Origin of the sequence: Umezawaea sp. Da 62-37 (assembly GCF_032460545.1) — a bacterium.
GTDB lineage: Bacteria > Actinomycetota > Actinomycetes > Mycobacteriales > Pseudonocardiaceae > Umezawaea.
The window spans coordinates 6,715,023-6,728,238 of record NZ_CP135965.1 but is presented as its reverse complement, the minus strand read 5'-3'; the positions used below and the strand labels follow the sequence as shown (position 1 = coordinate 6,728,238).

Annotated in this window: 6 protein-coding genes; 5 read left to right on the top strand and 1 reads right to left on the bottom strand. The window is 67.4% G+C overall.

Annotation, left to right across the window (positions count from 1 at the left end):
• Positions 1-12: 12 nt before the first annotated feature.
• From RM788_RS31050 to RM788_RS31035, 4 genes are all read left to right on the top strand, one after another.
• Positions 13-1,554, top strand: a complete 1,542-nt coding sequence (locus RM788_RS31050; protein ID WP_399345142.1) for a TIGR02677 family protein — start codon at positions 13-15, stop codon at positions 1,552-1,554.
• On the top strand, positions 1,551-2,780 hold the full coding sequence (locus RM788_RS31045; RefSeq protein WP_315921662.1) for a TIGR02678 family protein: 1,230 nt from the start codon (positions 1,551-1,553) through the stop codon (positions 2,778-2,780). The genes RM788_RS31050 and RM788_RS31045 overlap by 4 nt, the downstream gene beginning before the upstream one ends.
• Positions 2,777-6,826 (top strand): TIGR02680 family protein, encoded by a 4,050-nt coding sequence (locus RM788_RS31040; RefSeq protein ID WP_315921660.1) that lies wholly within the window; start codon positions 2,777-2,779, stop codon positions 6,824-6,826. The genes RM788_RS31045 and RM788_RS31040 overlap by 4 nt, the downstream gene beginning before the upstream one ends.
• Before the next feature lie 323 nt (positions 6,827-7,149).
• On the top strand, positions 7,150-7,980 hold the full coding sequence (locus tag RM788_RS31035; protein WP_315921658.1) for a transposase family protein: 831 nt from the start codon (positions 7,150-7,152) through the stop codon (positions 7,978-7,980).
• 463 nt (positions 7,981-8,443) lie between these two features.
• Here RM788_RS31035 and RM788_RS31030 read toward each other — a convergent pair whose 3' ends face one another.
• On the bottom strand, positions 8,444-11,866 hold the full coding sequence (locus RM788_RS31030) for an SNF2-related protein (protein ID WP_315921655.1): 3,423 nt from the start codon (positions 11,864-11,866) through the stop codon (positions 8,444-8,446).
• A gap of 93 nt (positions 11,867-11,959) precedes the next feature.
• Between RM788_RS31030 and RM788_RS31025 the strand changes: the two genes are divergently transcribed.
• Positions 11,960-13,135 (top strand): ISAs1 family transposase, encoded by a 1,176-nt coding sequence (locus RM788_RS31025; protein WP_315920713.1) that lies wholly within the window; start codon positions 11,960-11,962, stop codon positions 13,133-13,135.
• Positions 13,136-13,216 lie beyond the last annotated feature (81 nt).

Sequence of the window (13,216 nt, the reverse complement as noted above, 5' to 3'; positions counted from 1 at the left end):
GCCTTGGCGGCCATGCGCGTGCCCCCGGAGATGTTCCGGTTCACCACGGGCGAGCGAGCTGAGCTGTACGTCGCGATCCTGCACGCGTTCGGTGAGGCCAATGAGCGGTTGGAGACCGCTCTGGGATTGGACGACGTGCGGGCGAGGCTTCGCTCGATCGGGTGGCTCGATCCGGTGGACGACAAGGACCTCACCGAAGCGCTGGCAAGCCTGCGCGGCTGGCGGCTGCTCGACGTCACCCAGAACCACGCCGAGAACTACCGGACGGCCGACGAGTACGAGCGGCGCAACGTCCAGTACTCGCTGACCAAGCAAGGTGAGGCCGCTCTGGCCGGGGTGGCGCACGCCATGGGCGTGCTGGCCTCCACCGGGGCGCTCCAGACTGCTGTGCTCGACGCCATCGCGGACCGGCTCGGGGAACTGGCCGCGAACCTGGGTGATCCCGCCGCACCGGATCGCCGGGTCTTCAGCGCGCTGGTCGAACTGGAAGGGCACTTGGAGGCGCTGCGGGGCAACACCAAGCAGTTCAACGGCGAACTCCAACGCCTGCTGCGCGCCGAGGGCGCCGACCAGGACACCTTCCGCGAGGTCAAGGCTGCGACCGTGGCCTACCTCCAGGAGTTCACCACGAACCTGGAGCAGCGGACGCACGCGATCGCCAACCGGATCGCCTTGGTCGAGGGCCACGGGATCGCCCTCCTGCACCACCGGGCGCTGATCGGCGCCGAACTCCCGCCCACCGCGGGCGAGGGCACGGACTTGGCGTGGCTGGAACTGCGCCGGGCCAGGTGGGAAGGGTTGCGGGCGTGGTTCCTACCGGTGGACGGCAGCACGCCCCGCGCGGAGCAGCTGTTCGCGGTCGCCAGGCGGGCGATCATCGCGTTGTTGCAGGTCCTGGACCGGATCACCGAGTCCCGACGCCGATCGACCAGCGCGGCGGCCGACTTTCGCGAGCTGGCCCGCTGGTTCGCCGCGGCGCCGTCGGAAGACGATCTGCACCTCTTGTGGTCCACCGCTTTCGGCCTCGGGTCCGCCCGGCACGCGCACCTCGGGCATGCGGACCCGGAACTGGTCAGCTCGTCGGCCAGGTGGGTCGACGCACCGCCCGTGGAGGTGTCCGCGCTCCTGCGCAGCGCGGGCCGGACCGAACGGTTCAGCCGCACCGGGCGGGTGCGCGACGTGGCAGAGGTCAAGGCGGTGCGCGCCGAACGGGCTCGTGCGGAGCGCGCCGCGCTGAACGCCGCCTGGGATCGGCTGGACACCGGTGGCGGCATCCGGATCTCCCGGTTCGCACACCTGGAGCACGAGGTGCTCGAACGGCTGCTGGACCTGCTCGGACGGGCCCTCGGCACAGCACCGGACCAGCACGGCGTCCACCGGTCCACCACGGGCGACGGGCGGGTGGAGATCCTGCTGACCCCGCCGGAGGAGCACCGGGAGCAGGCGGTGATCCAGACGCCGCGCGGGACGTTCACCAGCTTGGACTACGACGTCGAGATCCGTACGCCGGGTGCACGACCGCGACGTGCGGCCGGAGGGGGTGCGGCCGGATGAGCAACCTGGCGAACCAGCTGGTCATCGCCGAACGCGAAGAGGTCGCGCGGGCGATCCGCCTGCTCCTGGCGGAGCCGCTGATCAGCGCCAGGACCACTCCGGAGACCTTCGACCTCGTGCGCAAGCGGCGGGACCCGGTCGAGAAGTGGTTCGACTACTACTGCGGGTGGACGCTCGTGGTCGAACCACGCCTGGGGTACGCGCGGTTGGCCAAGGTCGGGGTCGCCACCGACCCCACCCGCCCGGCACGGCGCCACCGCACGGGCCGTGCCCCGTTCGACCGCCGCCGCTACACCCTGCTGTGCGTGGTGGCCGCCGAACTGCTGGGCATCCCGGTGACCACCATCGGGCTGTTGGCCGACCGCGTCGTCCAGGCGTCGGCCGCGGACCCGGCGCTGCCGCCGTTCGACACGTCCAGCCGCGCCGAGCGGATGGCGTTCGTGGACGCGCTACGCCTGCTGGAGTCTCTCGGGGCCGTCGAGGTGGTGGACGGCACCACCGACGCGTTCGTGGACTCCGCCGCGGCGAAGGTCCTCTACCGGGTGGACGCGACACTGCTCATGCGCCTGCCCGCGGCACCGGTCGGCGCCTCGCAGGTGGCGGTCCCAGCGGAAGAGCTCCCGCTGCGCTTCCCGGAGTTGCTGACCAGGCTGTCCCACGAAGGGCGCTACGGCGACGACGACCAGGTGTCCGATGTGCGGCGCAACCTCCGGCTGCGGCACTCGGTGTTCCGCAAGCTGGTCGAGAACCCGGTCGTGCACCGCGACGAGCTGCCGCCCGCGGAACTCGCCTACCTGGAGTCACTGACAGGCGGGCAACTCCTGCGGCGGGCCGCCGACCAGGCGGGCTTCCTGGTGGAGGAACGCGCAGAAGGCGTCATGCTGATCGACCCGGATGGCTTGGCCACGGATAGCCGGTTCCCCGACGACTCCGGCAACGCCAAGGTCGCCGCCCTGCTGCTCCTGGACGGGATCGCGTCCGCGCCGGGACCGGTCGCCGTCGAGCAGCTGCACGCCGAGGCCGACGCACTGCTGAGCCGCTTCCCCAAGTGGGCCAAGGGTTATCGCGCCGAGCACGGTTCCGCCCGACTGGTCGCCGACGCGCTGGACGTGCTCAGCGCTTTCGGCCTCGTCCGGGCCGACGGCGGAATCGTGCGAGCCCGTCCCGCCGCCGCCCGCTACGCGGTGACCCGAACCAGCACCGACCACGTCGAGGACGAGCCATGACGGTGACCGAACTACCACGCACCGCCGCCGTCGCCGAACCCGAGGCGGTAGCCAGGTGGACGCCGGAACGCGCCGGGATCCTGAACGTGTGGCGCTACTACGACGAGGTCTTCCGGTTCCACAAAGGACGGCTGCTGCTGCGCGGCCCCAACGGCACCGGCAAGTCGAAGGCGCTGGAACTGCTCCTGCCCTTCCTGTTCGACGCGAACCTGCGCGCCAACCGGCTCTCCACGTTCGGCACGTCCGAACGCACCATGCACTGGAACCTGATGGGAGAAGGCACGACCGGCACCACCAGGGTCGGGTACGTGTGGCTGGAGTTCCGCCTCCCCACGGCGGACGGCTCACCGGACAGGTGGTTCACCTGCGGTGCGCGGTTGGCCGCGACCAAGCACACCACCACCGTGCACCCGGACTACTTCACCACCGACCTGCGCATCGATGTGCCGGACGGCCTCTCGCTCACCGACCCGAACGGCGCACCCCTCACGGCCAAAGCGCTGGAAGCCGCGCTCGGCGAGCACGGTGTGCTCCACCAGAACGCCGCGGACTACCGCACCACCGTGCGCTCGACCCTGTTCCACGGGTTGAGCGAGCAGCGCTTCGAGGCGCTCATCACGGCCCTGCTCCAGCTCCGCACGCCGAAGCTCTCGCAACGGCTCGACCCCGCTCTGCTGTCCACGCTGCTGTCCAAGGCGCTACCGCCACTGGGAGACGCGGAGATCAGCGACCTGGCCGAGGGATTCGAGCGCCTGGACCGCCAGCGTGAACAGCTCAACCGCTTGGACGCGGAGGTGGAGGCCGCGCAGCGCCTCAGGACCAGGCAACGCGCGTACGCCCAGCGCGTGCTGCGCGCCGCCGCTGCGAAGCTGATCTCCGCGACGACCGAACTCGGCAACCTGGCGGAGACCGCGAAGCTCTCGGAGGAGGAGCACCACCGCGCGGTGCGGCGCAAGGAAGAAGCCGAAGCACGCGACGAACTGCTGGAACAGCACATCGTCAAGATCGAGGGTCGAGTCCAGGGCCTGACCGGCAGCGAGGCGTACCGGCAGGGTGAACAGCTCGACCGGCTGCGAACCCAGGTGCGCCAGGCCCGTGCGACGGCCGACACGAGGCGAGGCGACGCGGCCAGTCACCGCAAGATCGCTCAGACCGATGCGGACAGCGCGAACGCCGCCGCCCAGCACGCGGAGGCACGGACCAAGAACGCCGGCGAGTTGGCCGACATCGCCTCGACCGCCGCCGCGCGCGTCGGCCTCTCCTCGGTGCACGCCGAGATCATCCGAGCCCTCGCCGACCCTTCACGGTCACGTGCCTTGCTGCGCGCCGCCGTGCAGGCGCGTGGTGAACAGGTCGAGGCCGTGCGCGCCGCGTTGACCGAACACGGAGAGGCGATCGCCAGCAGGGAGGACGCGGAGCAGGCACTCGACGAGGCCAGGGAGGCGCTCGCGGAAGCGGCCGAACGGCGTGCCGAGCTGAGCGACAGCCGCAACGAAGCGCTCGCGGAGCTGCGGGCCGCCATCCTGTCCTGGGCGGCGGACTGCCGCGAACTCACCTTCCCCGAGCACGGGGCACTGGCGGACCTCGCCGTGGCGGAGACCGCCCTGCTGACCAAGGTCGACGACGTCGCGAGCCGTGTGCTGGACGCCGTCACCAGGGAAGAGACCCTGACCGAAAGGGCGCTGGGTGACGCCGAGGACGAACGCGGCGCACTGCGCGAGGAGGTCCGGCGGCTGCTGGCCGAGCAGGACTTGCCGCCCCGTCCACCGCACACCCGCACCTCCGACCGCACGGCGTTGAACGGCGCGCCGCTGTGGCGCCTGGTCCGCTTCGCCGACGCGGTGCCCGAAGACGTCCGCGCGTCGGTCGAAGCAGCGCTCCAAGCGTCGGGGCTGCTGGACGCCTGGGTCGGCCACGACGGCGCGATCACCGGGCACGACACGTTCGCCGTGCTCGACGCCGTGCCCGCGGCACCGGGCCGATCGCTCACCGACGTCCTCGTGCCCGAACTCGACGCACCCGTGGCCGCCCGCCTCGTCAGCCGCCTGCTGAGCGACGTGGCCTACGGAGAGCAGCCACCGGAGGGGCACCCGGCAGCGATCGGCGCCGATGGCGGCTGGCGCATGGGCAACCTGCGCGGCACCTGGAACAAGGACGAGGCCGCGCACATCGGCGCGCTCGCCAGGCAGCGGGCCCGGCAGCGCCGGTCGACCGAACTGCGCGAGCGGATCACCGCGTGCGACGAGCAGATCGAGACGCACAACGCCGCGCTGCGCTCGCTGGCATCGCGTAGATCAGCCGTCCAGGCCGATCGGGACGCTCGACCGGGCCACGCCGCCGCGAACGCGGCGCTGGAGGCGCTGAACAGGGCGGAGGCGGCGGTCACCACAGCTGATGGTGTGGTTCGGCGGTCGTTGGACACCCTGTCAAAGCGCGAGCAGCGTGTGGACCGCGCCCTGCGCGACCTGACCACGACGGCAGCCGAACACGGCCTCCCCACGGACCGAACGGCGCTCACCGCCGTCGCAACCGCCGTGAACGCCTTCCGGGGCGCCGCGGACATGTGGATCGACGAGCACGCCACCCTGGTCGCGGCTCGTCGTGAAGCCGGTCGAACGGCCGAGCAGGCTCAGCGCTCCCGACTCGCCGCCGAGCAGCGGGAGGACGAGGCCGACAGCGCCGAAGCCGTGGCCAACGGACTGGACGGCGAACTCGACGCCGTCGAGAGCACCATCGGCGTCGACTACCGGCAGGTGCTCGACGAACTCGGCAAACTGCGAGTCGACCTCACCGACCTCAAGGTCGAGGCGAACAAGAACCGGAGGGACATCAGCGTCCTGGCCGTGCGCCTCGGTGAGTTGACCAGCCAACGCGCCACCGACGCGGAGGTCCGCGACCGCGCCACCGAGGTCCGCGACCAAGCAGCAACCCGCTTCCGCCACCTGGCGAACGGCAGCTTGCCCGCGGACAGCGGTCTGGACGACCTGACCCCCACGACGTCCAGCGGCGTCCGGGCGGCACTCGACGCGGCGCGGACCGTCGCGGCCACGTGGCCGACGCTGCCTCACACCCCGAAGAACCTCGGCGACGCCGCTCACCGGTTGGCCGAGGAGGTGCACGCCTCCCGCGAGGTGCTCGGCGGTCGCGCCGACCTGGAACTCGACTCCGACGAGGACGTCCAGGTGTTCTCCGCGATGGTGGACGGGATCCGCCTCGGCGCTTCAGCGCTGTTCGACCGGCTGCGATCCGACGCGGAGCGCAGCCGGGAGGACATCACCGCACAGGAACGCGAACTGTTCGACCGAACCCTCACCGGTGACACCCGCCGCCACCTCGCCGCCCGCATCCGCCAGGCGCACGAATTGGTCGACGGCATGAACACCCGCCTCGAGCGCGTGCGCACCGCGTCCAAGGTGGCGGTGCAGTTGGTGTGGGAGGTCTCGCCCGACCTGCCTGCCGGCACGAAGGCGGCCCGCGACCTCCTGCTCAAGGACCCTGTGCGGCTGAGCGACGCCGATCGCGAGTCGCTGCACCGGTTCTTCCGCGAACGGGTCGAGCAGGCCAAGAGCGACGAGACGGCCGCAGGTTGGGAGCAGCAACTGGGGCAGGTGTTCGACTACACCGCCTGGCACCGCTTCGTGGTGAAGCTCGACCGCATGAACGGCGCAGGCTGGCAGCCGTTGACCAAGAAACTCCACGGAGCCCTGTCCGGCGGCGAGAAGGCAATCGCCTTGCACCTACCGCTGTTCGCCGCCGTGGCCGCCCACTACCAAGCGGTCACCCAAGCACCGCGAGTCATCCTGCTCGACGAGGTCTTCGTCGGCGTCGACAGCGTCAACCGCGGCCAGGTGTTCGCACTGCTGTCCGCACTGGACCTCGACCTGGTCCTCACCTCCGACCACGAATGGTGCACCTACCGCGAACTGGACGGCATCGCGATCCACCAGCTCATCGGCGGCGGAGACGGAGACGACGCCGTCACCACCACCCGGTTCGTGTGGAACGGCACCGAAGTGCTCGACGACGAGGAAGTGGGGAACGACTGAGAAGCTCATGCTGGCTGATGCTTGGCTGATCTTGGATTTCCATCAAAATCAATACATGCCGCATACCAGAACACAAAATTCCTCAGACGGTCCCATCAGCAGCAATAAATCAACCCCAACCCTCATACTTAATCAAGAGAGACAAAGCAAGCTTCTCTTTTTAAACGCCAACGAGGTGATCTCACCAACGTTGAAGGCCTGACGGAGTCAGCCGAACGCTTGGCCATGCGACCCGAGGCACAACAGAGCCTGAGAGCAGAAGGACGGGGAGCTTCTGATAGGACTGGATTTGCGAAGATCAAATCCCAGTCAGAAAGCTCCCCGTGATCAGCTATCGTGCCACACTCGACGTGCCCCGCGAACTCGCCCAGTACCTGGGCCGCCTGCTCCACACCCAACGCCGCGACCGTGGCACTCGGAAGGGCGCCAGAGCGCTGACCTGCTACGGGCAGGCCGTCATGGGCCTGCGCTGGTTCCGCCAGAACACCGACATCACCGCGCTGGCCCGAGATCACGGCATCTCCCGCGCCACCGGCTACCGCTACCTCGACGAGATCATCACCGTGCTCGCCGAGCAAGCCCCGGACCTGCACGCAGCATTGCGACACGCCAAGAACGAGGGACTGGCCCACGTCGTTCTCGACGGCAAGATCTTTCCCACCGACCGCCTCGCCGAGAAGACCACCAGCGCGAAAGGCGAGCAGATCGACCGGTGGTACTCCGGCAAAGCACACGAGCACGGCGGCAACATCCAGGCCCTGATGGCGCCGAACGGTTTCCCGCTGTGGATCAGCGATGTCGAACCCGGCTCGGTGCACGACCTGACCGCGGCCCGCGAACACGTGCTGGGCGCCCTGTACTGGGCCGCCTCCCGACTCGACCTGCCCACCCTGGCCGACAACGGCTACGACGGGGCGGGCATCGGAGTGTTCACACCGGTCAAGCAGCCCGCAGGCGGGCAGGTACTTGATGTCGACACGCGCACCTACAATGCCCTGCTGCGTGGCCTGCGCTGTCTGGGTGAACGCGGATTCGCGACGCTGACCGGCCGCTGGCGCGCCTTACGGCACTTCACCACCAGCCCTCGCAAGATCGGCGCCATCGTCAAAGCCGCCCTCGTCCTCACTCATTTCGAACATGGACGACTCACCTGAAACTCGCTGAGATCATCTCAACGAACTGCGCCCAACACCTGCCAACGCATATCAACTGCATCGAAGTGCAGCCAACAAGCAGAGCCCCACTCTGCCAGAACGGGACCCACACACCTCTGACCAGGTCAAACAGGGAACCTGCACGTCACGTTGTTCGGTTGGCCGCCGTTGAGGCCGCTTCGGAGCAGTTCAGCATCCCATGCTGCTCCAGATCCGCTCCTCCCAGCGCAGTGTGAACAATTAACCCATCCGTGGGATCTGCTCTGCAAGGAGGGCGGCCCAGCAGTGCCTAAACGATGCATCCCGCCTACCCACTCCCTGACCCAGCGGTGAACCGTCGACCAGCACGAGCTAGCCAGATCTGAACGACGGGACCAGCCAGAGGATATTTGGCCGACGATCCACCGTGGACGAGAACGTCTTACACGCAGCACACGCCTGTCAAAGGTTCGAATGGATCTTTTCAGACTTCATTGGCATCCGATGCAGCCTCGGGCGTCGGCACGATTGCCATCCAACAAACCAGGTAGATGTCGTCGAGGTTTGCGGGTGGCAGAGGGACCGGAGGTTCAGGGATGCTCAGTCCGTATTCGTCGGCCACCGTGGCGATGCGTTCGACGATCTCTCGTGGTGTGCCGAGATTGACGGGGGGAAGTGCACCACGGACGACCCGCTGGATCCTGGTCGTGTAGGGCGCTTTGAGCCGTGCAGCCAGATCGTCCTGCCGGTCGCCGAGAAATGCACCGTGCTTCTCGACGTACTCGACGGCTGTCCTCATCACCTTGGGTAGTGACGGCGCCAGCCTTCCGGGGTCCGTGCGGAGAGACCAGTCTTGGTGAACGTCAGCTCGCGCAACGGTCCACGCCTCGAACGCCGCTTGGTACATCTGCTCGGTGAGCGTGGCCGCAGGCGTTGTCGGATCACCGGGGTCGGCTTGGTTCAAGCACGCGAGGGTGTCCCGGATGATCTCCGCGACCGGGTCCCCTTCAGCAGTTCTGACGATGCGAATCGTCAGGTCTTTATTGAGGGGAACGTATCGGTAGAACGGCTTGTCGTGATCTCCGACACGAGCGCAGAACACGAGGGCGGGGTCGGCGTTCTGCCGAGTCATGGCGCTGCCCGCTCCCCAAGGCAACGCGGTGACCCGTGTCTTCGTGGAGGTGTTCTTGAAGTCCGTGGCAAGCCGCCGACGGTATTCCTCTCCGGACAGCGCCGCGGAACCGCCTTCTTCGAACAGCGTGGCCTCTTCCCGTTTGATCCTGTCGATCATCTCGCGGGTTTCGGTTATCGACCGCTCGACCGGATCGACGCCGGGCAGGACTATGCCGACGCCGACGGCGGCTGCCGCTTGCTTCAACTTCCGCTGGAGGCGTTCTTCGAGACCCAGCAGGCGGTCGAGATCTTCGTCGGGGAAGAAGCAGCGCATGAACACGCGCTTGTGCAGGGAGCCGATGCGGTCGATGCGGCCGTGGCGTTGAACCAGCTTCATCGGGTTCCATGGCAGGTCGTAGTTGATGATGTGCCGAGCTTGTTGCAGGTTCACCCCCTCGGCAAGCACGTCCGTGGTGATGATCAGGTCGTACAGGTCTTCTTCGCTCCCAGACCCGGCCGTGCGGGGCGCAAACCCGCTGATCACCTCGGTGCGATCGCCTCCGTCGGAGCCGGAGATCCTGGCGTATCGATCTCGATAGGCCTGAAGCCGGCCGTCGGTGATGACGGCGTCCTTAATGGCGGCTTGGATGTAGTCGGCGGTGTCGGCGAAGTAGGTGAAGACCAGTACCTTCCGCTTGTTCCGGGTGTCTTCTTCACCGATGCCTTCCGCGTTCGACTCCGCTGCGATGGTGGCGAGTTCACCGATGAGTCGTTCGATCTTGGGGTCGGTGGTGTGATCGAGGTGGCGGACCCGTTCGTGGAAGGAGGCGAGGATGCCCCGGTCTGCTTCGACGGCTCCGCAGAGAGCGGAGACGTCGTAGTTGGACGCGTCCAGCGTTCCGTCGTCGTCTTCGAGCCCAATGAAGAAGTCTTCGGTGTCCTCCATACCGATGGCGACGAAGTCGCGCAGGTTCTCACCTGTGAGCACGTAGCCGGCTTCCAAGGCGTGGAGGAATCGATCGTGAGATTCGATCATCTTCTCCACGGTGCGACGGAAGGCGTGCGCGGAGGATTCGAACCGCTTCAGCAATGCCGATCGCAGCAGGCCAGCGTTCTGCGCCTCGTATTGCTCGGCACCGCCGTCGAGCCGGAACTGGGATGGCACGTAGCGCGCCATCGTGAGGACTTGGCCGATGTCCGCGAGGATGACACCGGCGGCCACGGTCGCAGCCATGACGTCATCGGTCACGTGGGCTCCCAGTGATGTCGCCAACGCGTCGAACATGCCAGGTAGGACACCCGCGAGGTCGTAGTCGATGCGGCGCACCTCGCAGGTCGGGAAGGAGACCTCCTGCTCAATACCGTTCACCCGGATCGTGTCGCCTCGATAGTGGTTCTTGACGAACCGCCGTGTACGCCGCACAGCGGTGGCGTCGAGCACGTCGAACAGGTGCTGAGCGGTCAGGCTGTCGGGGTCGGTCGCGATCGCCCGGTTGAAGTACTGCCGCAGTGACGGGACGCCGACATCGGCGAACGCGTAGTCGTTGCGGGCGAAGTACATGATCAAGCTGTAGAGGTCTTCAAGGCTGTTGTTCACCGGGGTCGCCGTGAGCAGCACCAAGTCCTTGGGAACCCGCGAGTCGACGATGCGGTGCAGCGCTTCCGCTCGTCTGGTGGTGTCGTTGCGGAACGCGTGTGCCTCGTCGATGACAACCATCGCGTATTCGTCGAGGTCCTGAAGCGCTGATGTGCGGTTGCCTGCAGTGTCGATGTTCGACACGAGTTCCTCGTACGACAGCACGTCCGCGCGGAGGTTGTGGTGGCGCAGGAATCCGATCCAGGTGGAGTCGCGCAGCATGGCAGGACAGATGATGAGCACCTTCTGGCGGCGCACCATGGTCGCCTCGTAGATCAACTCACCTGCCAGGTAGGTCTTGCCCAGGCCCACTTCATCCGCGATCAGCACACCGTTGCGTCGCTCCAATATTCGTTTGGCGCGCCACACTCCATCAGCCTGAAACGCGGTAAGACCGAGTTTTGAGCCCACTGTCGCGTCCTCGAGGTCTGCCCCGTAGTTCTCGTGCAGCATCCGCAGGTAGACGTCCCAAGGCTGGTGGGGCTCCCACCGCGCCTTGTACAAGCCAGCGAGATCGTAGGAAGTCGCCTTGCCCCACTGCTCGTCGAACCAGTCGATCACCTGGTTCACGGTGGACGGCTGGTAGTGTCCAAGGTTCAACTCGTTGTTCCTCGCCAAACCGGCGTAAGTGAAGTTGCTCGATCCGGCGATCACGCCGGTGGCGTCCGTCTCGACGATGAACGCCTTGCCGTGCAAGAACCCCTGCTCGTAGCGGCGCACCTCCACACTGGGATGGTCATCGAGCCACTTCACCAGACGGCGCGCGGCCATGTCAGCCTCAAGGGTGAAACCGAGCAGGTCGCGGTCCTCCACCAGCGATCGCGCATGCCCTTCCAACGCTTGAACCACTTCAGGAGATGGACCGCGGCGGCGCTGCCGTCGCCCCAGAGGCCGCACCCGTGAACGTTGATCGACGTCCGTCGGCTCTGCGCCCAGCAACAGGCGTACCGGTCCGACCTTCTCCAGCTCATCGGCAAGCAAGCCGAACCCGGCGGGGTTGAAGTAGGCGGTCGCGATGGCCAGCGCGGGAGGGGACACCCACTTCGTACGCAAGTAGGAGAGGAGCGAGTTGATCGCGGAGGCAACCCGGTAACCCTTCAGGGCTGAGGCAAAGTCGACTACCAGTGGCTTGACCTGCTGATTCGGGTTGCGACACACCGAAGATCGGGTAGTCCGGAGCAGGCACGACAGGACCGTCGATCATGAAGGTTCCTACGCCATCGTGATCTTCGGAGCTCCGCCGTGCCTGCCGTGTCATCGTCTCCCATCACTGTCCTGTCACGCCAGTTGGCCCCGCTGGGCGAGGTGGCGCCGCAGGCGCGGACCGGGTTGCTCGAGGTGTTGGAGTCGGTGCCGGATCCACGCAGGAAACGGGGTGTGCGGTATCGGTTCGCGGCGATCCTGTTCGTGTCGGTGTGCGCGGTGGTCTCCGGTGCGCGGTCGTTCGCCGCGATCGCCGAATGGGCCGCGGACGCGGCCGAGGACACGCTGAGCGGAATGGGGATCGGCGCACCGAACGCGTCCACGATCCGGCGGGCGCTCTCGGCATTGACCGGTGACGGGTTCGACACCGCGATCGGCGTCTGGCTGTCCGGGCGTGTCAAGGCAGCGTGGATGGGGGCGCCGGGCAGGCGGCGGCGCCGCGCGATCGCGGTCGACGGTAAGGCGCTGCGGGGTTCCCGTCACGGCGAGCAGCGCGCGCGAATGGTGATGGCGTGCCTGGACCACGACAGCGGGGTCACGGTGGGCCAGGTCGAGATCGCGGAGAAAAGCAACGAGATCCCCATGTTCGCAGCACTTCTGGACACGATCGTCGATGTGACCGGTCTCGTCGTCACCGCCGACGCGTTGCACGCGCAACGCGGGCATGCCGAGTACCTGCACGGCCGTGGCGCGCACTACGTGATCACCGTGAAGGGCAACCAGAAGGCGTTGCGCGATCAGTTGGCGGGCCTGCCGTGGAAGGACGTGCCGATCGGGTACCGCGAGACCGACACCGGCCACGGCCGGGTAGTCACCCGCACCTACAAGGTCGTCACCGTCGCCGCCGGGATCCTGTTCCCGCACGCCGCCCAGGCCGTCCGGATAGTGCGGACCCGTAAACGCAAGGGCAGCACCAGGCGCGCGAGCCGCGAGACGGTGTACGCGGTGACATCCCTGACCGCCGCGCAGGCCCAGCCCGCCGAGTTGGCCCGCTACATCCGCGGGCACTGGCACGTGGAGAACAAGCTGCACTGGGTCCGCGACGTGACGATGGGCGAAGATGCCTCTCGGGCACGCACCGGCGGCGGGCCCAGGATGATGGCCAGCCTGCGCAATCTCGCCATCAGCCTGCTACGCCTGACCGGCCACACCAACATCGCCAAAGCCGTACGTCATATGGGAAGAAGGCCCGAACGAGCCATCAAGTTGATCTCAGCCAGCTGAAACACGACTTTGCCTCAGCCCTGGGTAACCCTTGGCATCGTCGTTTGTTGCGAACTCCGGACGGGCGCCCGATGATGACTT

What these genes read in the sequence shown, in the direction of transcription:
- RM788_RS31050 (WP_399345142.1), top strand. Translation starts at nt 13, where the DNA reads ATGCGCGTGCCCCCGGAGATGTTCCGGTTCACCACGGGCGAGCGAGCT.
- RM788_RS31045 (WP_315921662.1), top strand. Translation starts at nt 1,551, where the DNA reads ATGAGCAACCTGGCGAACCAGCTGGTCATCGCCGAACGCGAAGAGGTC.
- RM788_RS31040 (WP_315921660.1), top strand. Translation starts at nt 2,777, where the DNA reads ATGACGGTGACCGAACTACCACGCACCGCCGCCGTCGCCGAACCCGAG.